This window comes from Thermohalobacter berrensis (assembly GCF_003609645.1).
GTDB lineage: Bacteria > Bacillota > Clostridia > Tissierellales > Thermohalobacteraceae > Thermohalobacter > Thermohalobacter berrensis.
Window position 1 is genome coordinate 1 of record NZ_MCIB01000018.1, and the last position, 22,159, is coordinate 22,159.

Below are 22,159 nucleotides of genomic sequence, written 5' to 3' on the forward strand. Positions count from 1 at the left end.
GAAATACAGTTATTAGTTCTCAGTTCTTAGATCTTAGCAAAAAAGTTTATCGTTGCTAAGGGACGCCCACGTCCCTCAACTAGCGTATTTAAAATCCAAATACAAAAGACTATTTTTACTAAGAGCTGAGAGCAAAGAGCTAGGAACTGCTTTTAAATACACTAGGAACTGCTTTTAAATACAATTGAAAATTGAAAATGTAAAATTGAGAATTAGAACAAGTTAGTAGTTAGTAGCATGTAGTTAGTAGTACAATCTTCAAATCATTACCAAAAACTAACAACAAACCACTAACCACCAAAAACTGCTTTTAAAGTAACGGACCACAACGCACTACTTCCTAGGTTAAGTAACGGACGTCTTAGAATTACTACCTAGGTCAAGTAACGGACATCGAAGGCTAGACCTCATTGGCATAGTAACGCTCTACAAAGCATTACCAAAGCCTAACCACTACCCACTAATCACCAAAAACTGCTTTTAAAGTAACGGACAACAAAGGCTAGACCCGTGAGCATAGTAACGGACCACAACGCACTACTTCCTAGGTTAAGTAACGGACATCCTAGACTTTCTTCTTAGGTTTAAGTAACGGACATCGAAGGCTATGACTTCATAGACTAAGTAACGGACATCAAAGCTTTACTTCTCAGGTTAAGTAACAGACCTCGAAGCCCTGCTTCCTAGGGACTAAAAATTACTTTCAAAAAAATAACATTATATCAAAAATATTCAAAAAAATACACACTATTTTAAAAAGTGACATACTTTTTATATAGCTCTATAAAATTTTTGTAATACTTTTTTTCTGGAAAAATAGAGGTTTGTAAAAAAAATCACAATCTATAGGACTTGATAAAAATCTCTAAAAGTTTTATCATATATTTGTGAGTATAAAAATTTCTTAATATTAATAAGATATTTTTATATGTAATTTTGGAGTGATGTAATGGGAAAGAAGGATAAATCAAGTATTTTAGAGAATTTAGCATTAGTAACCCAGATAGGAATTTCTATGGCGCTGCCGATTGTGGCAGGTATATTCTTAGGAAATTTTTTGGACAATAAGCTTGGAACAAACGTTATCTTTTTGGCAATATTTTCGATATTAGGTGTAATAACTTCATTTTTAAATCTATATAAGCTAACGAAAAGGCAAACTAAAGGGAAGTGATTATTTGAGCCTGGAAAATAATACCCAAGCAGAAGTGGTGAAAAGGGTTTCCTACATAAGTTTGGTAATTGTCGGAATATTTTTCTTTGTTTTTGACAAACCTTCAATATATATTTATGGATTTGTTTTTGGGGTATTAATAAATATCCTTAACTTTAGGCTCATGTCTTTAACACTATCTAAGGCTGTAAAAATGCCTAAACAGAAGGTAATGCCTTATGTAGTAGCCAATTACATAGCAAGATATATTATATATGGTATTGTGTTAACTGTATCGGCTATAGCAGACTATTTAAATTTTTATACTACTATTTTAGGACTTTTTATGGTAAAAATTGTTATACTTTCAGACACATTTTATGACATTTTAAGAAGAAAATAAGTAAATAAGATTAATTTATGATATAATTATAGTCGAAATGTTAAAAAAATTTAACAAAGTTTTAGTTAATTTTTATAGAATAGTTTTTTATAGAAGTTATTATAATTTGCAAAATAATTAAATATTTGGCAATATTTTATTCTTTAAATGAAGGGAGGGAAAATATTGAGAATAGAGTTAATATTAAATCTATTTGGGAGAGAAATATTTCTTCCCGATACTATTGTTAATACTTGGATTATAGTAGTACTACTTAGTATTTTTGCATTCTATGTAAATAGACAAGTAAAGAAAGCAAGAGTTGAAGACAAACCTTCAGGATTTTTAAACTTTATTGAATTATTAGTTGAGGGAGTAGAATCATTAGTTGAGAGTACAATGGGGAAAGATAAATTAGGCTTCGCTCCATATATAGGAACTTTAGCATTGTACTTAGTTGTAGCCAACTTATTTGGCTTGTTGGGATTTACACCACCAACGTCAGATTATAGTGTTCCTTTTACATTAGCATTAATTACATTTGTTTTAACACAATATTATGGAATCAAATCAAAGGGTGCAGGAAGTTATTTTAAAGGATTCTTTGAGCCCTTTTGGCCAATGTTTCCATTAAACGTAATAGGGGAGTTAGCAAACCCTATATCATTATCATTCCGTCTCTTTGGTAATATTTTAAGTGGTGTTATCATAATGGGGCTTTTATATACAGCATTAGCACAATTATCAATAATTGTTGCTCCAGTAATAACACCAGTATTCCATGCTTACTTTGATGTATTTGCAGGAGTTATCCAGACATTTATATTCATAATGCTTACAATGGTATTTATTTCAATGGCAATGGATGATTAAAAATAATTGACAATGGACAATTTACAGTTAACAATTAAATAAAATTTGCTACATCCGGACCCTTCTGGTCCGATACTACTTAAATAAGAAACACAAGCTAAACCTTGAAAGGAGGGGAATTTTATGCCATCAATAGATCCAAAGGCTTTTATTCTTGGATGTTCAGCAATAGGTGCTGGGCTTGCAGCGATAGCAGGTATAGGTCCTGGAATAGGACAGGGATACGCTGCTGGTAAAGGTGCTGAAGCTGTAGGAAGACAGCCAGAAGCACAAGGTGATATTATTAGAACAATGATTCTTGGTCAGGCGATTGCAGAGACAACTGGTATCTATGGATTAATCATCGCTATAATCCTATTATTTGTAAGACCACTACTTGGTGCACTTTAATATTTAAAAAAGAGGTGGGTATACCTACCCATCTCTGTTTCTGTAATCCTTTGCAACTATATGGTTTGATTGCCATTATATATAAATAATTCCCATCATGGAGGGAGGCTAAAATGGATGTTTGATGTTAGAGTTATACCTGAACTTAGTTCGTTAATTGCTCAACTTATAGCAACAATTATTCTATTTTTCATACTTAGACACTTCTTATTTGAACCTGTATCTAAGTTCTTAAGTGAAAGAAGAGAAAAGATAGCCAATGATCTTAATGAGGCTAAGGAGAAAAAAGAAGAGGCATTTAGCTTAAAGGAGCAGTATGAAGCTAAAATAGATGAAGCAAAGAATGAAGCACAAGAAATAATAGAGTCAGCAAGAAAAAGAGGAGAAGAATTAAGAGAAGAAATAGTTTCTAAGGCTAAAAAGGAAGCTGATGACATAATAAATAGAGCTAGAGTAGAAATTGAAAGAGAGAGAAAGAAAGCTGTAGAAGAATTAAAAGAAGAGGTTGTTTCTATAGCTATGATAGCTGCTTCAAAGGTTGTAGACCAAAACTTAGATTCTAATAAACATAAAGAACTTATTAATAAGTTTATAGATGAGGTAGGGGAGACTAAATGGCAAAATTAGTAAGTAAAAGGTATGCAGAGGCATTGTTTGAAGTAGCTTTGGAAATGGATAAGTTAGATAATTTTAAAGAAGAGATTAGCGATATTTCAAATGTTTTTGAGTCTGAAGAAAAACTTAAGATAGTTTTTGAGCATCCTAAACTATCTAAAAAGGAAAAGAAGGATATAGTAGATTCAATATTTAAGGATAGAGTATCCCAAGAAATTTTAAATTTACTATATATCATAATAGACAAGGGAAGGGAAAGATATATAACAGAGATTAAAAAAGAGTATATAAAACTATACAATGAAGAAAAGAATATAGTAGAGGCTGTTGCAATAACTGCAGTTCCAATGGCTGAAGAAGAGAAAGTAAAACTACAAAATAGATTATCTGAAAAACTTAATAAAAATATTGTTCTAAAGAACAAGATAGATAAAAAGGTTATAGGTGGAGTACTTATTAAAATCGGTGATAAGATTATAGATTCAAGTATCAAGGGACAATTAGACAATATTGCTAAAAAACTGAAAGATACAAGAGTAACAAAGATAGGGGTGAGTAGCTAATGAGTCTAAGACCTGAAGAAATTAGCTCAATTATTAAAGAACAGATAAAAAAATATGAAAAGAAGCTTGATGTAGTAGATGTTGGTACAGTTATAACTGTTGGTGACGGTATTGCAAGGGTTCACGGCCTAGAAAATTGTATGGCAAGTGAGCTTGTAGAGTTTTCAGGTGGAGTATATGGTATGGCCCTTAACTTAGAAGAAGATAATGTTGGTTGCGTTCTTCTAGGTTCAGATGAAAATATAAGAGAGGGAGATACTGTTAAAAGAACAGGAAGAATTGTTGAGGTTCCTGTTGGAGATGAAATGATTGGTAGAGTTGTAAATGCTTTAGGACAGCCTATAGACGGTAAAGGACCAATTAATACTGATAAATATAGACCAGTAGAGAGAAAAGCCCCTGGGGTAATAACAAGAAAATCAGTTAATGTTCCGCTACAGACTGGTATTAAAGCTATAGACTCAATGATTCCAATAGGAAGGGGACAAAGGGAGCTTATAATTGGAGACAGACAGACTGGTAAAACAGCAATTGCTATAGATACTATCTTAAACCAAAAAGAAGAAGATGTAATATGTATATATGTTGCAATAGGACAGAAAAAATCTACAGTTGCTCAGATAGTTGAGACATTAGACAAACATGGTGCAATGGATTACTCTATTGTAGTATCAGCAACAGCTAGTGAAATGGCACCATTACAATACCTAGCTCCTTATGCAGGATGTGCTATAGCAGAGGAATTTATGGAAAAAGGAAAAGACGTTTTAATAATATATGATGACCTTTCAAAACATGCAGTTGCGTACCGTGCATTATCACTATTACTACGTCGTCCACCAGGGCGTGAGGCATATCCAGGAGATGTATTCTATCTACATTCAAGACTATTAGAGCGTTCTGCTAGACTAAATGAAGAACATGGTGGAGGTTCTATAACTGCACTTCCAATAATTGAAACACTAGCAGGGGACATTTCAGCATATATACCAACAAACGTAATTTCTATAACAGATGGTCAGATTTACCTAGAATCAGAGCTTTTCTTTGCAGGACAAAGACCAGCTATAAACGCAGGTCTGTCAGTATCACGTGTTGGTGGTTCTGCACAGATAAAAGCTATGAAGAAGGTAGCAGGTACACTAAGACTTGAACTTGCACAATATAGAGAGCTTGCTGCATTTGCTCAATTTGGTTCAGAGCTTGATAAAGAAACTCAGGCAAGACTTGCTCAAGGTGAAAGAATAATGGAGATATTAAAACAGCCACAATATGAACCAATGAGAGTGGAAAACCAAGTCATGATAATATACACAGTTATTAATAAATATCTAACAGATATACCTGTAGAAAAGGTTAAAGACTTTGAGAGAGAATTCTTAGACTTTATGAATAATCAATATCCTGAGGTAGGAAGTACTATAAAGGAAACTGGACAATTATCAGAAGAAATAGAAGAAAAGCTTAAGAATGGAATTAAAGAATTTAAAGAGAAATTTAAAAGAGAGCACAATATAGAGCAGTAGATACAGTCCATGTTAGAGGATAGGAGGTGAAACTGATGCCCAAGGGTGGAATGCGAGATATAAAAAGAAGAATTAACAGTGTATCCAATACAAAGCAGATTACAAAGGCAATGGAACTGGTTTCATCAGCAAAATTGAGAAGGGCTAGGGAAAGATTAGAAAAAACTAGACCATACTTTAATACAATAGTAAGAAGTATAAGGGAGATTCTTTCATCAACATCAGGTATAAAGCATCCTTTCTTAGAGGAAAGGGATATAAAGAAGAGAGCCTTTATAGTTATAACTGCAGATAGAGGATTATGTGGTGGATATAACAACAATATTATTAGGTTAGCAACTGAAAAAATAGAAAATATAAATAATACGATCATGGTACCTGTAGGTACTAAAGCAAGGGATTATTTTAAAAGAAGAGGCTATGAAATAGCTGAAGAATTTACCCATATATCAGAAAAACCTAAGTTTTCAGATGCTCAAAAAATAGGAGAATTAGTAATAAAACTATATAGAGAAGAAAAAGTTGATGAAGTAAATCTAGTATATACCCACTTTAAAAGTACAATCTCACAAGACCCTACAGTAATGAGGCTTCTTCCTGTAGAGGGATTAAGAAATGGTGAAGATAAAAAGAAGACAGCTATTATAGAATATGAGCCTTCACCTGAAGAAGTTCTTGATTATCTTATACCAAAGTATATTGAAAGTACTATATATGGTGCTTTAGTTGAAGCTTCAGCAAGTGAACAGGCGGCAAGAAGGGTAGCTATGGAAAATGCTACCGATAATGCTGAGGAAATGATAGATAAACTTACCCTAAGTTACAATAGAGCTCGTCAGGCATCAATAACACAAGAAATTTCAGAGATTGTTGGAGGAGCAGAAGCGCTTAAATAATTGACAATTTATAATTTACAATTGACAATTGAAACGTGAACCGGGTTCGTGTTTCATATTTAAGAAATAACCCTATTAAAATATATTTACTAGTTGAGATAAACTGTTAACTAGATAACAGAAAGGAGTTGTGAACATATGGCCGATAAAAATGTTGGTAAAGTTGTTCAGATAATCGGGCCAGTTGTAGATATAAGATTTAGTGAAGAAAACCTTCCAAGACTTTTAAATGCCATAGAAATTCCACGTGAAGATGGTAAGCTTGTTGTAGAGGTTGCTCAACACGTTGGAGACGATACAGTAAGATGTATAGCAATGGATTCAACAGATGGTCTTGTAAGGGGAACAGAGGCTATAGATACTGGAAAGCCAATTACTGTACCTGTAGGAAGAGCAACTTTAGGAAGAATGTTTAATGTACTTGGTGAACCTATTGATGAGGCAGGAGAAGTTAATGCGGAACAATCATCACCAATACACAAGCCTGCTCCTGCATTTGAAGAGCAAGAAACTGCAACAGAGATTTTTGAAACAGGAATAAAGGTCGTTGACCTTATAGCACCATACGCAAAAGGTGGTAAAATAGGACTATTCGGTGGTGCAGGTGTTGGTAAGACAGTTCTTATCATGGAGCTTATAAACAATATTGCTAAAGAGCACGGTGGTTTATCAGTATTTGCAGGAGTTGGAGAGAGAACAAGAGAAGGTAATGACCTATACTATGAAATGGAAGAGTCAGGAGTTTTAGATAAAACTTCACTAGTATTCGGTCAGATGAACGAGCCACCTGGAGCAAGAATGAGGGTAGGACTTACAGGACTTACTATGGCAGAGCATTTCAGAGATCAAGAAGGTCAGGACGTACTTCTATTCATAGATAATATATTCAGATTTACTCAGGCAGGTTCAGAGGTTTCAGCCCTACTTGGACGTATGCCAAGTGCCGTTGGTTATCAGCCAACATTAGCAACAGAGATGGGCCAGCTACAAGAGAGAATTACATCAACTAAGAAGGGGTCAATCACATCAGTACAGGCTGTATACGTACCTGCAGACGACTTAACAGACCCAGCTCCAGCAACAACATTCGCACACTTAGATGCTACAACAGTTCTTTCACGTCAAATTGCTGAGCTTGGTATATACCCAGCAGTTGACCCACTAGATTCAACATCCAGAATACTAGACCCAGCGGTTATTGGTGAAGAACATTACAAGGTAGCTCGTGGAGTTCAGGAGGTACTTCAAAGATATAAAGAATTACAAGATATCATAGCTATACTTGGTATGGATGAGCTTTCAGAAGAAGACAAGATTGTAGTTGCACGTGCAAGAAGAATTCAAAGATTCTTGTCACAGCCATTCCACGTAGCTGAGCAGTTTACAGGAATGCCAGGAAAGTATGTACCATTAAAGGAAACTATAAGAGGATTTAAAGAAATCCTTGAAGGTAAGCATGATGACTTGCCAGAACAGGCATTCCTAATGGTAGGTACAATAGATGAAGCAGTAGAAAAGGCTAAGAAAATGAGAGAAGAAGGAGTAGCGTAAAAATATATTAATATAAATGTTGCTTACGGTGTAATAAGGGAGGTGAAGTGGTGGCATCAACATTTGTTTTAGAAGTAGTAACTCCCGATAGAAAATTCTTTGAGGATGAAGTAGAAATGGTAGTAGCTAGAGGAAAGGAAGGAGATATTGGTATATTAAAGGGACATACTCCTTTTGTAACACCTCTAGACATTGGAAGAATAAGAATTAAGCAAAACGGAGAATTTAAAGAGGCTACAATAGCAGGTGGATATATAGAGGTTGGTAAAGATAAAACCACAATTATTACAGATGCTGCTGAATGGCCTGAAGAAATAGATGTAGATAGAGCAAAGGCAGCTAAGGAAAAAGCAGAAAAAAAGCTAGAATATAGTAAAAGTGAAAAAGACATTATAAGGGCCCGCATAGCCCTAAGAAAGGCCCTAAACAGAATTGATATGGCAGAAAAACATAGGTATTAGATAGGGTTGGAGGAAAATAACCTCCAGCCTTTATTTTTTTAAAACAAATGTTTTAAAAAAATAATTTTAAATTTTAAATTGTGAATGTTGAATTGAAAAAGCAATTGAGAATTAAATAAAAATAATAGTTATTAGTGGTTGGTGGTTAGTGGTTAGTAAAGTACAGTTGTTAGATATTGGTTCGTAGTTCCTAGACAAAAATTTTTAGTTTTGCTAAGAGCTGAGAGCAAAGAGCTAGGAACTGCTTTTAATAGCAAGAACTTAGTACGATGTTTTTCTAATCAAAAATCTTCATAGCATTACCAAAAACCAACCACTACCCACTAACCGCCAAAAACTGTATTTAAAGTAACGGTCGTCTTAGGCTAGACGTCTTAGGCATAGTAACGGACATCAACGCATTACTACTTAGGTTTAGTAACGGACTACGAAGTTTCGGCATCTTAGGTCAAGTAACGGACATCATAGGCTAGACGTCCTTGGCAAAGTAACGGACCTCGAAGCATAGCTTTCTAGGTCAAGTAACGGACATCATAGGCTAGACATCTCTGGCAAAGTAACGGACGTCTTAGAATTACTACCTGGTCAAGTAACGGTCCTCATAGGCTAGACTTCAGGGTATAGTAACGGACCTCTTAGACTTTCTTCTTTGGTATAGTAACAGACAACGAAGCATAAACATCTTTGGTCTAAGTAACGGACTTCCAAGGCCATGACATCTTTGGCATAGTATATGCAAAATAAAAACTTAAAAATAAATGTATAATACTAAAATCCTCTGTCAATACTTGATATTGAGGAAAGGGTAAATGACGGTGTAATGTGTTTCGTCCCCCTTTTCATATTGCACCTAATCCTTTCCTCAATTTTTAGGCTTTGGGAGGGGATAAAATGAAAAGATTAAAGGTAATAACTTCAATAGGACTAATATTAATTTTGTCTATTATAAATTATGTATGGGCAAATGATTCTATACAGAAGGATGAAAAATTATTATTAAAGGTATTTAATAAGACAGAAGCTAATTTTTTAGAAGCAAATGTAAATTTTACTGGTAAAATTTTAGACAAGTTAGTTGAAATAGATGAATTAGAAACAATGGCAGAAAAGCTTAAAGATAATTTAAATATTCTAGGTACAAAAAGGGATGGAAACTTTTTTAATGATATGAATAATGTAAAAATAGTTAGTGAAGATTTCTATGATATGGATATAACTAATGGAGAAAACTTTAGGCAAATAATAATATCAGGAAAGGATAAAGAAGATAGAACTATAACAATAATATTATCCTCATATAAAGATGTTTATGGAAATGCAGAAGAAACAGACCTTGTTATAGATGTAATAGAAAATAAAAATGCCAGTAAAATAGAAAGGGTTATAAATAGGGTTAAGGAAGTATTTAAAAATTTTAACACAAAACCACAAATTACCACTTGCATAACTGGCACATTTAAGGGAAAATTAAAAGAAAAGGATATTTATAAAAAAATAACAAGAGCCCTCCAGTCAGTAGATGCAAAAAAAGTTGAAGGACTAACAGACCCATCAGTAATAAGCATATCTGCATATTCACCATATTTAAAGAATTATATATATACAGGAAATAAAAAAATGAATATAAACCTTGCAGTAAGATATAACCAATATGAAGATAAAACATATATCTGGCTAGCAAACCCAATAATTACAATAGGATACTAAATTAATTGACAATTAACAATTAACAATTTACAATGTAATAAATACAATTGAGAATTGAGAATTAAAAGAGTTAGTAGCATGTAGTTAGTAGGAAATACAGTTATTAGTTCTCAGTTCTTAGAAAAAAGACATTATTAGTTATTTTACTAGAAGCTGAGAGCTAGGAACTAAGAACTGCTTTATTTTATGTTGTTGATGGATTCGTAATCCATCAACTTAAAAACCGTAGAGCACATTTTAATGTTCCATTAATAAAAGAGTAAAATAAGTGAAACTAAGACCTGTCCCCAAGTTGCACGAGAAAAAGACTGAATAAATTGAAAATTTGTTAGTAGTTAGTAAAGTACAGTTGTTAGTTCTTGGCTCCTTGTTCCTAGCCAAAAAATTTTTAGCTTTGCTAAGAGCTGAGAGCAAAGAGCTAGGAACTGCCTTTAAATACAATTGAAAATTGAAAATGTAAAATTGAAAATTTAAAAAAGACCACGAAGCTCGAACATCTTTGGTCTAGTAACGGACAACAAAGGCTAGACCCATGAGTAAACTAACGGACACCAGAGCATTACTTCATAGGCATAGTAACGGACCACAAAGCTCGAACATCTTTGGTCAAAGTAACGGTCCTCGCAGGCTGGACATCTTGGGATTAAGTAACTGACATCACGGCATTACTACTTAGGTTTAGTAACGGACTACAGAGCATTACTTCCTGGCCAAGTAACGGACCACAAAGCATTACTACTTAGGTATAGTAACGGACAACAGAGGATATCTACAAAGGTCAAGTAACGGACATCATAGACTCTCTTCTAAGGTTAAGTAACGGACCCCATAGCATAGCTTCCTAGGTATAGTAACGGTCGTCGAAGTATAGCTTCTTAGGCCAAGTAACGGACATCATAGACTCTCTCCCAAGGCATAGTAACGGACCTCAAAGCATCACTACCTAGGTCAAGTAACAGACCTCGAAGTAATACTTCTAAGGTCTAAGTAACTGCTTTTTACATCAATAGGGACTCTAAAAGTCCCATTAGGAGTAAAGGAATATAGTAACAAAATCTGATTTACAAATAGAGGAAAATGTTATACAATTAACACGATAATTGTAAAAAATCATAAAACCCATGTCAAAAAATGGAAAAACTGAAAAAGGAACGGTTCTAGAACCGTTTATGTTTTCATAACAGCAATAAAGGAGGAAAACTTGTGGCAAAAATAATAGTAGAAAAAAGTCCTCCTCTTAAGGGAACTGTAAGAATAAGTGGTGCTAAGAACTCTGCTTTACCGATAATTGCGGCTTCCCTTTTGGGCACGGAGAACTGTGTATTAGAAAATATTCCAGATCTTAGGGATGTAGATGTTATTTGTGAAGTTCTAACAGCATTAGGGGCAGATGTAAAGAGAATAAATAGAGAAAAAATTGAGATTAATTCAGCAGTAATCGATAACTACGAAGCCCCATATAGTCTAATGAGAAAAATGAGAGCCTCCTTCTTAGTAATGGGCCCTCTTTTAGCTAGAATGGGAAAGGCAAGAGTATCACTTCCAGGAGGTTGTGCTATAGGTACACGACCTATAGATTTACATCTTAAAGGGTTTAAAGCATTAGGGGCAGAAATTCAGGTAGGTCATGGATTTGTGGAGGCCACAGTTGATAAGTTAAAAGGAAACAAGATATATCTGGACTTTCCAAGTGTAGGTGCCACAGAGAATATTATGATGGCAGCAACCCTTGCAGAAGGAGAAACTATAATTGAAAACCCTGCACAGGAACCAGAAATAGTAGACTTAGCTAACTATTTAAATAAGATGGGAGCAGATGTAAAGGGAGCAGGTACAAGTAGTATAAGAATAAGAGGAGTAAAAGAATTAAAGGGAGCAGACCACTTTATAATTCCAGATAGAATAGAAGCAGGGACTTACATGGTAGCAGCTGCAATAACAGGTGGAGATGTATATGTGGATAATGTATTAACAAATCACATAAAACCTGTAATCGCAAAGCTTAAGGAAGCAGGTGTAGAAATAACAGAAGATGGAGATAAGGTTAGAGTTAAAAGTAATGGCCCTTTAAAGGCTGTAGATGTAAAGACCCTTCCTTATCCTGGATTCCCAACAGATATGCAGGCACAATTTATGTCACTTATGAGTGTTGCAGAGGGTACTAGTGTAATAATAGAAACAGTATTTGAGAACAGGTTCATGCATGTAGACGAATTAAAAAGAATGGGAGCTAATATAAATATAGAAGGAAGAAGTGCAGTAATAAAAGGGACTAATAAGTTAATGGGCGCCCCTGTAAAAGCTACTGATTTGAGGGCAGGTGCAGCATTAATACTTGCTGGACTTATAGCTGAAGGTTCAACAGAACTAAATAATATTTACCATATAGATAGAGGTTATACTAATATAGAAGAAAAGTTTAGAAGCCTTGGAGCGAAAATATATAGAGTTGAATAGGATTATCCTATTCAACTCTATATTTATTTTACATAAATTTACAAAACTGAAAAATGGGGACGGTTCTGTTTTTCACAAATGTAAAATATTTACATAACCTAATAGGGCACATTTTAAACGGTGTAAAGCTCGCTTTTTTTATTGTCTAAGAAAATGTAATATATACCTTTCCCCTTGCATAAGATTTAGAGAGTGAAACTTAGGACAAGAGGGGGAGGTTATGTGAAGGAGCTAGCCATATATTTGGCTTTTATTATATTTATAACTGTAATAATACCCATTGCATTAATAAAGGGATATGATCTAGTAATGAAGGATGAAAAAAAGATAGAAAGAGTTGAAGAAGAATATACTGTTAAAGTTTATAATACAAAAACAGGAAAGGTTCAAAAAATGAAATTAGAAGAATATATCAAAGGTGTGGTAGCTGCCGAAATGCCAGCAGCATTTCATATAGAGGCTTTAAAGGCCCAAGCTGTAGCTGCTAGAACTTATGCAGTATATAAAATGGAAAAATATCCAAATGGGGACCCAGACCATCCACAGGCTCCATTGTGTAATGATGTACACTGTCAGGCTTGGCTTTCAATGGAAGAACTACTGGATAGACATTCTCAGGATTGGATGGACAAATATTGGGGCAAAATTGAAGCTGCAGTTGAAGATACAAAGGGAGAAATAATAACGTATAATGGAAAACCTATAGAACCATTGTATCATTCTACAAGTGGTGGGATGACTGAAGATTCTGAGGCTGTTTTTGCCAATGCATTACCCTATTTAAGAAGTGTAGAAAGCCCCTATGAAGATGGAGCTCCTAGACTAAGGGATACTGTTGAAATGGCAATGGATGAATTTATAGGAAAAATTGAAGGAAAATATCCTAATATTAAACTAACTAAAGAAACTTTACCCCATAGGATAAAGCTAATTGAAAGAAGTGAAAGTGGAAGAATACTAAAACTTCAGATTGATAACCAAATTGTTACAGGCAGAGAAATAAGGGAGTTATTTGGACTTAATTCAACTAACTTTACCATTACTATTGTAAAAGATGAAGATAAAATAAAGATAGAAACTGTAGGGTATGGACATGGAGTAGGTATGAGTCAATGGGGGGCAAATGGAATGGCTAAAAAGGGAAGTACATATAGAGAAATATTAAAACATTATTATACGGGAGTGGAGATAGAGCAATTGAGAATGGAGAATTAATGAAACACAAAGTTCTTAGTGTTTCATAATGTTAAATTTTAAATTGTGAATGTTAAATTAATCAAATTGAAAATGTAGAATGCAATTGGTAAAAATTGGTGAAAAACAGAACCGTCCCGGTTTTTCAGTAACGGACCACAACGCATTACTACTTAGGTCAAGTAACGGACATCATGGGGTTTGACTTCTAGGGTTAAGTAACGGACTACGAAGGCTGGACATCATTGGTTTAAGTAACGGACCCCAAAGCATTACTTCTGAGGCATAGTAACTACTCTCGAATCTTTACCCACCACTAAAGACTGTCTTTTTGCTAATATTTGTTATATAATAATAATTAATAATACTAATAGGGGAGTAGGCAAATGCTTAAACCAATAAAAAATAAAAAAATTTATGAATATGTTATAGAACAAATACAGGATATGATAATGAATGGTGCCATAAACAAAGGGGATAGGCTGCCTTCAGAAAGGGAACTAGCAGAACAACTAAAGGTAAGTAGAACCTCAGTAAGGGAAGCCCTAAGGGTTTTAGAGGTCATAGGTCTTATTGAGAGCCGACAGGGAGAAGGTAACTTTGTTACTGGTAATATAGAAAATAAGTTTTTTGAGCCCTTATCAGTTTTCTTTAGGCTTAATAAAGGTAAACCATCGGATATATTAGAACTAAGAAAAATTATAGAAATAGAAACTGCATCATTAGCAGCCCAAAGGATAACGAAAAAAGATATAGAAAAGCTAGAAAACCTTTTAAACAGAATGAGAGAAACAGATGATGAAGAGGAAAACTCAAGGATAGATAAGGAATTTCATTATACAATTGCCAAAGCAACAGATAATTACTTAATAATAGGCCTATTTAATATTATACCTTCATTAATGGAGGCCTTTATAAAGGATGCTAGACTAAAAATATTAAAAAGGGCACAAAACAGGGAAATACTAGTTGAACAACATGGAAAAATATTTAATGCCCTTAAGGACAAAAAACCCAAAGATGCTGCTAAGGCTATGCTTGAACACCTAGAGTTTGCAAACAAAATGATGAATAAGAAATAGACCTTTGAGCAGGTATTGTTACGCCAATTATTGGTAAAAAATAAACAATACTCTGCTTATTTTTTATTTTTTGCATGAAATTTAAAATTGTACAGACAATGTATGTTCCCAAAAATAAGGAATTATTAATAATAGGGAAACGTGAAAAAAATATCAACTGTTGAAATATTCAGAAAACTATAATATGATAATGGTAAGGTGGTAATACCAATTCCGTTAAAGCTATATTATATAGTCCCTGGTAAAAGTATCAAGAATAGATACCAAATATTCTAATGACAATCAACAATTAATAGGATAGCTTTTATTTTTACCTATTATGAAAAGGTTTACCTAATTACTAAAATAAATCAGGGAGGTATAACATAAAACGACACTTTAGGGAAACCTAACTGGTAAGACCATAATACCACTACTAATGAAAGGGGGATTTCATGGCTAATATTAAAGTGCCATATGGAAAAACTCACTGGGATATTAAAATACCTGATGAAAATCTAATGGGAGTGTTAGAGTCTAATGTTAATGAATTTAAGCCTGAGCTAACTCAAGAGGAAATTGTAAATAGGGCGTTAGATACTCCAATAGGAAGCCCTAAACTTGAAGAGCTTGTAAAGGATAAAAAAGACATAGTTATTATAACAAGTGACCATACTAGACCAGTACCAAGTAAAATTACCATGCCTATACTACTTGAAAGAATACGAAAGGTAAATCCAGATATAGATATAAAAATACTTATTGCTACAGGTTTTCATAGGGCATCAACAAGGGAAGAACTAATTAATAAATTTGGTGAAGAGATTGTTGAAAATGAAAATATAATAATTCACGATTCTAGAGATGATGAAAGCTTAGTAAAGCTTGGTATATTACCATCTGGTGGAGAATTATGGCTAAATAAATTGGTAGAAGAAACTGAGTTACTAATAGCAGAAGGCTTTATAGAACCTCATTTCTTTGCTGGATTTTCTGGAGGAAGAAAAAGTGTATTACCGGGAATTGCCGGGGCTAAAACTGTCCTTGCTAACCACTGTTCAGAGTTCATAGCTAGCAAACATGCAAGAACAGGAATTCTTGATAGAAATCCTATACATGAAGATATGCTATATGCAGCTAAGAAGGCTAATTTAGCCTTTATCCTAAATGTAGTAATCAATAGTAAAAAGAAAATAATAAACGCCTTTGCAGGGGATTGTGAGGAAGCCCATTTAGAGGGATGTAACTTTTTATTGGATATATCAAAGGTAGACAAGGTAGATGCAGATATAGTTGTTTCAACAAATGGGGGGTATCCATTAGATCAAAATGTATATCAAGCAGTTAAAGGCATGACAGCTGCTGAAGCTACATGTAAAGAAGGCGGAGTTATTATAATGATTTCTGCATGTAATGACGGACATGGGGGACAATCATTCTATGACAACTTAGCAAATGCAAGCAGTCCTAGGGAAGTTCTTCATAAGGTTCATAAAATATCTAGGGATAAAACTATACCAGACCAATGGGAATTCCAAATACTAGCGAGAATATTAGACAAATTTACAGTCATCTTAGTTACTGATATGTATGATCCAGAAAAAATTCGGGCTATGCACATGGAACATGCATATACCTTTGAAGAAGCCTTAGAAAAGGCCTTTGAAATAAAGGGCAAAGGTGCAAAGGTTGCTGTTATACCTGATGGTGTTTCTGTGATAGTTAATTAGTTTTAGTTAAGGGGGGTTATATATGGAAATTTTAGTTTGTATAAAACAAGTTCCAGGAACTACAGAGGTTGAAGTTGATGAAAAAACTGGAGTATTAAAAAGGGATGGTATTGACTCTAAGACTAATCCATATGATCTATTTGCTATTGAAACGGCTTTAAGGATGAAGGAGAGTAAAGGTGCAAAGGTTGGGGTTATAAGTATGGGTCCACCTCAAGCCAAGGAAGTTATAAGGGAAGCCTTTATGATGGGGGCAGATGAAGGAGTACTTTTAACTGATAGAAGGTTTGCTGGTGCCGATTGTCTAGCTACTGCATATACCCTTTCCCAAGGTATTAAAAAAGCTGGAAATCCAGACCTAATTATATGTGGAAAGATGACAACAGATGGAGATACAGCTCAAGTAGGTCCAGAAATTGCAGAATTCTTAAATATACCCCATGTGGCAAATGTAAAGAGGATAATTGAGATAAAGAAAAAGTCAATAGTAGTGGAAATGGATATGCCAGATACTGTAGAAATAGCAGAAGTACAGTATCCATGTCTTATAACAGTAGATAAAGATATATATCAACCTAGGCTACCATCTTTTAAAAGGAAACTGGCTACTAAGGATAAGGAGATTGTTGAATACAGTTTAGATGATTTAGAGGATAAAAATGAAAAAAATTATGGTTTAAACGGTTCTCCTACACAGGTTAAAAGGATATTCCCACCAGAAATAGATACAACTCACGTTATGTGGAAAGGCTCATCAGATGAATTGGCAGATAAAGTGTTCGGTAAATTAAAAGAATTAAAGTTTATTTAGGAGGGATATTATGGCTAAGATTATAGTCCATCAAGATAAGGTTACTAACCCTGAAGAACTCACTAGTCTTTGTCCTTTTTCGGCTATAGAATACAATGATGGTAACCTTGAGATAAATGCAGCATGTAAGATGTGTATGATATGTGTAAAGAAAGGGCCAGAAGGAGTCTTTGAATATATAGAGGAAGAGGTAAAGACAGTAGATAAATCAAAGTGGAAGGGTATAGCTGTCTACGTAGACCATGTTGAAGGAGATATTCATCCTGTAACATTTGAGCTTATTGGAAAGGCTAAAGAGCTTGCTGCTAAGATAAAGCAACCAGTTTACTGCCTTTTTGCTGGACATAACATAAAAAGTAAAGCCCATGAAATTTTACACTATGGTGTTGATGAAGTATTTGTATATGACTATGAAGAGCTTGAGGATTTCAGAATAGAGCCCTATACTGCAGTATTTGAAGATTTTATTAAGAATATAAACCCAACAATTGTGCTAGTTGGAGGAACTACTTTAGGTAGATCCCTTGCACCTAGGGTAGCAGCTAGATTTAGAACAGGTCTAACTGCTGACTGTACTATACTAGATGTTCAGGAAAATACTGACCTAGACCAGATAAGACCAGCATTTGGCGGAAATATCATGGCACATATCCATACACCTAATCATAGACCACAGTTTGCAACTGTAAGATATAAAATATTTTCTGCTCCTGAAAGAAGTGAAAAGCCAAGTGGAAAGGTTACTCTTTGTGATATAGAAGAAGAAAAATTAGATTCAAAAATAAAAGTACTGGATGTAAAGAAAAAGGAAAAGGTAGAAAGCCTTGAAGATGCTGAGGTAATAGTAGTTGCAGGTAGGGCAGTTAAGAAGGAAGAGGATTTAAATATGATTAATGAATTGGCTGACTTACTAGGTGCACAGACAGCTGGAACAAGACCACTTATTGAAGCTGGATGGGTAGACCCAAGGAAGCAGATAGGATTAAGTGGTAGGACTGTTAAGCCAAAGCTTATAATAACATGTGGTGTATCTGGAGCTGTACAGTTTGTTGCTGGAATGAATAATTCAGACTGTATTATAGCAATAAATAAGGATGAAAATGCACCTATATTTAATGTTGCACATTATGCAGTTGTTGGTGATATTTACGAAGTTGTTCCTAAATTAATAGAAAAAATCAAAAATGGAGAATTAAGTGTTAACCAATTAATGGATAATAAAAAGATAGTTGCAGGTGCAAAATAGGGGGGTGCTATTATGAATTATAAAAAGATTGATAAAAATGATATAGATTTTCTAATTTCAGTATGTGGTGAAGATAGAGTATTTACTGGAGATGAAATAAATGAAGACTTTAGTCATGACGAATTAGCAGGTATAAAAAAATATCCTGATGTATTAGTTGAGGTTAAGAGTACAGAAGAGGTTTCTAAAATAATGAAATATGCTTATGAAAATAATATCCCAGTTACTCCAAGGGGACAAGGTACAGGTTTAGTAGGAGGTGCTGTTCCACTATATGGTGGAATAATGATAAATTTAAGTACAATGAACAGGATTTTAGAGTTAGATGAAGAAAACTTAACATTAACGGTAGAACCCGGAGTTTTATTGATGGAAATAGCAAAATATGTAGAAGACCATGATTTATTCTATCCACCAGACCCAGGAGAAAAGAGTGCAACTATTGGAGGAAATATAAACACTAATGCAGGGGGAATGAGAGCGGTTAAATATGGTGTAACTAGAGACTATATAAGGGGCCTTGAGGTAGTACTACCAAATGGTGAGGTAATTGAGGTAGGAGGAAAGGTAGTTAAAAATAGTTCAGGCTATAGTCTTAAGGACCTATTTGTAGGATCTGAAGGTACCCTTGGTATTGTTACTAAGGCAACACTTAGGTTATTACCTCTTCCTAAGAAGGCCATAAGCTTACTTATTCCATTTCCAAATCTAGAAATGGCAATAGAAACAGTTCCTAAAATCATCAAATCTAAAGCTATTCCTACAGCTATTGAATATATGGTAAGGGACGTTATTCTAGCCTCAGAAGAATTCCTAGGTAAAAAATTCCCAGATAGTTCTGCAGATGCTTATTTACTACTAACATTTGACGGAAACAGTAAAGAAGAAATTGAAAATACCTATGAAAAGGTTGCTCATATCTGTTTAGATTCTGGAGCTATTGATGTACTAATTTCAAATACTCAAGAAAGGCAAGAATCCATATGGTCGGCAAGGGGAGCATTCTTAGAAGCAATAAAGGCATCCACATCAGAGATGGATGAGTGTGATGTTGTTGTTCCAAGGAATAGAGTAGCTGAATTTGTCAAATATACAGATGACCTTCAAGATAAGTTTGACATAAGAATTAGAAGTTTTGGTCATGCAGGAGATGGAAACTTACACATATATGTTCTAAGGGATGATTTACCAGAGGATGTTTGGAAGAAAAAGCTTAATGATGTATTTGATGAAATGTATACAAAGGCCCGTGAGCTTGGTGGTAAAGTATCGGGGGAACATGGTATAGGGTATGCTAAAAGACCATATTTGCAAGAGTCAATGGGAAGTAAAGGCATGGATCTAATTAAAAATATTAAATTATCCTTTGACCCTAAAAACATATTAAATCCTGGCAAAGTTTGTTAGATTAATTTGCTAAAGGGTCATACTAACTATGGCTCTTTAGCAGATACCTATAGCTTAGAATGTTGGACAAGCAATAATATGTATATGACTAAAATATACAGAAAATTCTAAAAATTTCAAGGAGGTTTATAAATGTTTGCTTTTATCGCTTTTTTACCTATTTTAGTAACGATTGTTTTAATGGTAGGCTTTAACTGGTCTGCTAAAAAAGCCCTACCTTTAGCATGGCTATTGGCCTCTATCATAGCTTTAACTGTTTGGAAAATGAATTTCCACCATGTATTATCCTACTCTGTATATGGAGCATTAAAGGCAATTGATGTACTTGTAATTATATTTGGTGCTATACTTATACTTAATACTTTAAAACAATCTGGAGCCATGACAACAATAAATAATGGATTCAGTGGAATTACACAGGATAGAAGAATACAGGCAATTATTATTGGATGGATGTTTGGAGCATTTGTTGAAGGAGCTGCAGGCTTTGGTACACCTGCTGCATTGGCAGGACCTCTATTAGTTGGATTGGGATTTCCTCCTTTAGCAGTAGCAATGGTTGCACTAATTTATGATAGTACACCTGTTGCTTTCGGAGCCGTTGGAACTCCTATATTTGGAACAATGAGTACCATAGCAGGTAATCTTCAAGCTACAGGTGCAAATGCCGAAGCATTTAAGCTTAGCTTAACTACATGGACAGCTGTTACACACGGTATAGCAGGGGTATTTGTTCCTTTATTAGGAATATGTATGATGACTAAATTCTTCGGTAAAGAAAGATCAATAAAACCTGGCCTTAAGGTTGCTCCTTTTGCTATATTTGCAGGATTGGCTTTTGTTGTACCATATGTACTAATAGCAACAATATTTGGTCCTGAATTACCGTCATTAGTTGGGGCATTTATTGGTCTTGCAATAGTTATATTTGCAGCTAAGAAAGGATTTTTAATGCCTAAGGAAAATTGGGATTTCCCTAATAAATCTGAATGGGAATCTGATTGGAAATCATCTGTTAATTTAGGAAATATCGGAGAAGCAAAAATGTCACTAGTAAAGGCATGGACACCATATATATTAATTGCAGCTACCCTAGTTTTAACTCGTATTCCTTCCCTAGGACTTAAGGGACTACTTTCATCACAGGCTATTGAGGTAGCAAATGTTATGGGAATTGAAAACTTAAACTATAGCTTTAAATGGGCTTACTTACCAGGAACTATTCCATTTATATTAGTAGCCTTAATAACCCACTTTATGCATAAGATGGATAAGGAACAAGTTAAAGAAGCTTGGACAAATACCTTTAAGCAAATATCTGGTGCTGCAATAGCATTATTCGCCGGCGTAGCAATGGTGCAGTTAATGCTTAATTCAGGAATAAACAGTGCAGGATTAGATAGCATGCTTACTGAAATGGCTAAAAGTGCAGCAAGTATTTCTGGTGGGGCATTTCCATTCTTATCACCTTTTATAGGTATACTTGGAGCATTTATGTCAGGTTCTAATACAGTATCTAACATTCTATTTTCATCACTACAGTTTGAAACAGCATCAATACTTCAGATGCCAGTTGTACTAGTTGTGGCATTACAAGTAATAGGTGGGTCAATCGGTAATATGATTTGTGTTAATAATGTTGTAGCTGCCTGTGCAACAGTAGGTGCAATAGGGGTAGAAGGAAAGCTTATAAGAAGAAACTTTATACCTACAGTTATATATACTGCAATTGCAGCAGGATTCATAGCACTACTGATTTATTCAGGCTTTAACCCATTTCCACTTAATTAGTACAATTGACAATGGACAATTTACAATTGACAATGGACAATTAATGAAACACAAAGTTCTTAGTGTTTCATAATGTTAAATTTTAAATTGTGAATGTTGAATTAAAAAAAATAATAGTTATGAATGGCAGGGGGTTAGTGGTTAGGACAATGTAAAAGATAAAAAATAAAAAATAATAAACTATTAAATAGAAAGAATTTAGTACGATGTTTTTCTAATCAATAATCTTCTTAGCATTACTAAAAACCAACCACTACCCACTAACCACCAAAAACTGCATTTAAAAAGCAATTTACAATTAAAAGAAATTAAAAATCGAGGGACGCCCACGTCCCTCGATTTTTT

The 22,159-nt window shown here is 34.3% G+C and carries 19 protein-coding genes; all 19 read left to right on the forward strand.

The window, feature by feature from the left end:
- The first annotated feature begins 949 nt into the window (after positions 1-949).
- The 19 genes from BET03_RS08510 (at position 950) to BET03_RS08600 (ending at position 21,814) form a co-directional block, all read left to right on the forward strand.
- Positions 950-1,174: an AtpZ/AtpI family protein gene (locus BET03_RS08510; protein WP_120169334.1), complete on the forward strand. Its 225-nt coding sequence runs from the start codon at positions 950-952 to the stop codon at positions 1,172-1,174.
- Positions 1,175-1,178: 4 nt separating this feature from the next.
- Positions 1,179-1,556 carry an ATP synthase subunit I gene (locus BET03_RS08515; RefSeq protein WP_120169336.1) on the forward strand — a complete coding sequence of 126 codons (378 nt, stop codon included), beginning with the start codon at positions 1,179-1,181 and terminating at the stop codon, positions 1,554-1,556.
- A 165-nt stretch (positions 1,557-1,721) separates the two neighbouring features.
- Positions 1,722-2,408: a F0F1 ATP synthase subunit A gene (atpB, locus tag BET03_RS08520; protein ID WP_243096899.1), complete on the forward strand. Its 687-nt coding sequence runs from the start codon at positions 1,722-1,724 to the stop codon at positions 2,406-2,408.
- 123 nt (positions 2,409-2,531) lie between these two features.
- Complete coding sequence (atpE, locus tag BET03_RS08525; protein WP_120169338.1) at positions 2,532-2,798, forward strand: ATP synthase F0 subunit C; 267 nt, start codon at positions 2,532-2,534, stop codon at positions 2,796-2,798.
- A 117-nt stretch (positions 2,799-2,915) separates the two neighbouring features.
- Positions 2,916-3,425, forward strand: a complete 510-nt coding sequence (locus BET03_RS08530) for a F0F1 ATP synthase subunit B (RefSeq protein WP_120169340.1) — start codon at positions 2,916-2,918, stop codon at positions 3,423-3,425.
- Complete coding sequence (locus BET03_RS08535) at positions 3,413-3,976, forward strand: F0F1 ATP synthase subunit delta (RefSeq protein ID WP_120169342.1); 564 nt, start codon at positions 3,413-3,415, stop codon at positions 3,974-3,976. Before BET03_RS08530 ends, BET03_RS08535 begins: the two co-directional genes overlap by 13 nt.
- A complete protein-coding gene (gene atpA / locus BET03_RS08540) occupies positions 3,976-5,502 on the forward strand; it encodes a F0F1 ATP synthase subunit alpha (protein ID WP_120169344.1) in 1,527 nt (508 codons plus the stop codon). The genes BET03_RS08535 and atpA overlap by 1 nt, the downstream gene beginning before the upstream one ends.
- Before the next feature lie 35 nt (positions 5,503-5,537).
- Entirely contained in the window at positions 5,538-6,398 is an 861-nt protein-coding gene (gene atpG, locus BET03_RS08545) for an ATP synthase F1 subunit gamma (RefSeq protein WP_120169346.1), read from the forward strand.
- Between the two features lie 138 nt (positions 6,399-6,536).
- The gene (gene atpD, locus BET03_RS08550; protein WP_120169348.1) at positions 6,537-7,949 is read left to right on the forward strand and encodes a F0F1 ATP synthase subunit beta; all 1,413 of its coding nucleotides are present in this window, start codon (positions 6,537-6,539) and stop codon (positions 7,947-7,949) included.
- A 50-nt stretch (positions 7,950-7,999) separates the two neighbouring features.
- A complete protein-coding gene (locus BET03_RS08555) occupies positions 8,000-8,410 on the forward strand; it encodes a F0F1 ATP synthase subunit epsilon (RefSeq protein WP_120169350.1) in 411 nt (136 codons plus the stop codon).
- 891 nt (positions 8,411-9,301) lie between these two features.
- Positions 9,302-10,117, forward strand: coding sequence for a YwmB family TATA-box binding protein (locus BET03_RS08560; RefSeq protein ID WP_120169352.1), 816 nt, complete (start codon positions 9,302-9,304; stop codon positions 10,115-10,117).
- A gap of 1,203 nt (positions 10,118-11,320) precedes the next feature.
- Positions 11,321-12,574 (forward strand): UDP-N-acetylglucosamine 1-carboxyvinyltransferase, encoded by a 1,254-nt coding sequence (gene murA, locus BET03_RS08565; RefSeq protein ID WP_120169354.1) that lies wholly within the window; start codon positions 11,321-11,323, stop codon positions 12,572-12,574.
- A gap of 222 nt (positions 12,575-12,796) precedes the next feature.
- Positions 12,797-13,789 carry a stage II sporulation protein D gene (gene spoIID, locus BET03_RS08570; protein ID WP_120169356.1) on the forward strand — a complete coding sequence of 331 codons (993 nt, stop codon included), beginning with the start codon at positions 12,797-12,799 and terminating at the stop codon, positions 13,787-13,789.
- Between the two features lie 365 nt (positions 13,790-14,154).
- Positions 14,155-14,850, forward strand: coding sequence for a FadR/GntR family transcriptional regulator (locus BET03_RS08575; protein WP_120169358.1), 696 nt, complete (start codon positions 14,155-14,157; stop codon positions 14,848-14,850).
- Positions 14,851-15,284: 434 nt separating this feature from the next.
- Entirely contained in the window at positions 15,285-16,559 is a 1,275-nt protein-coding gene (larA, locus tag BET03_RS08580; RefSeq protein WP_120169360.1) for a nickel-dependent lactate racemase, read from the forward strand.
- A 22-nt stretch (positions 16,560-16,581) separates the two neighbouring features.
- Positions 16,582-17,370, forward strand: coding sequence for an electron transfer flavoprotein subunit beta/FixA family protein (locus BET03_RS08585; RefSeq protein WP_120169362.1), 789 nt, complete (start codon positions 16,582-16,584; stop codon positions 17,368-17,370).
- Between the two features lie 10 nt (positions 17,371-17,380).
- Positions 17,381-18,616 carry an electron transfer flavoprotein subunit alpha/FixB family protein gene (locus BET03_RS08590; RefSeq protein WP_120169364.1) on the forward strand — a complete coding sequence of 412 codons (1,236 nt, stop codon included), beginning with the start codon at positions 17,381-17,383 and terminating at the stop codon, positions 18,614-18,616.
- 12 nt (positions 18,617-18,628) lie between these two features.
- A complete protein-coding gene (locus tag BET03_RS08595; RefSeq protein WP_120169366.1) occupies positions 18,629-20,023 on the forward strand; it encodes an FAD-binding oxidoreductase in 1,395 nt (464 codons plus the stop codon).
- Between the two features lie 132 nt (positions 20,024-20,155).
- On the forward strand, positions 20,156-21,814 hold the full coding sequence (locus tag BET03_RS08600) for an L-lactate permease (RefSeq protein WP_120169368.1): 1,659 nt from the start codon (positions 20,156-20,158) through the stop codon (positions 21,812-21,814).
- Positions 21,815-22,159 lie beyond the last annotated feature (345 nt).

Coding starts and splice junctions, on each gene's coding strand:
- BET03_RS08600 (WP_120169368.1), top strand. CDS start 20,156: ATGTTTGCTTTTATCGCTTTTTTACCTATTTTAGTAACGATTGTTTTA.
- atpA (WP_120169344.1), top strand. CDS start 3,976: ATGAGTCTAAGACCTGAAGAAATTAGCTCAATTATTAAAGAACAGATA.
- atpE (WP_120169338.1), top strand. CDS start 2,532: ATGCCATCAATAGATCCAAAGGCTTTTATTCTTGGATGTTCAGCAATA.
- BET03_RS08535 (WP_120169342.1), top strand. CDS start 3,413: ATGGCAAAATTAGTAAGTAAAAGGTATGCAGAGGCATTGTTTGAAGTA.
- BET03_RS08530 (WP_120169340.1), top strand. CDS start 2,916: ATGTTTGATGTTAGAGTTATACCTGAACTTAGTTCGTTAATTGCTCAA.
- BET03_RS08595 (WP_120169366.1), top strand. CDS start 18,629: ATGAATTATAAAAAGATTGATAAAAATGATATAGATTTTCTAATTTCA.
- BET03_RS08575 (WP_120169358.1), top strand. CDS start 14,155: ATGCTTAAACCAATAAAAAATAAAAAAATTTATGAATATGTTATAGAA.
- BET03_RS08510 (WP_120169334.1), top strand. CDS start 950: ATGGGAAAGAAGGATAAATCAAGTATTTTAGAGAATTTAGCATTAGTA.
- BET03_RS08590 (WP_120169364.1), top strand. CDS start 17,381: ATGGCTAAGATTATAGTCCATCAAGATAAGGTTACTAACCCTGAAGAA.
- BET03_RS08585 (WP_120169362.1), top strand. CDS start 16,582: ATGGAAATTTTAGTTTGTATAAAACAAGTTCCAGGAACTACAGAGGTT.
- atpD (WP_120169348.1), top strand. CDS start 6,537: ATGGCCGATAAAAATGTTGGTAAAGTTGTTCAGATAATCGGGCCAGTT.
- larA (WP_120169360.1), top strand. CDS start 15,285: ATGGCTAATATTAAAGTGCCATATGGAAAAACTCACTGGGATATTAAA.
- BET03_RS08560 (WP_120169352.1), top strand. CDS start 9,302: ATGAAAAGATTAAAGGTAATAACTTCAATAGGACTAATATTAATTTTG.
- atpG (WP_120169346.1), top strand. CDS start 5,538: ATGCCCAAGGGTGGAATGCGAGATATAAAAAGAAGAATTAACAGTGTA.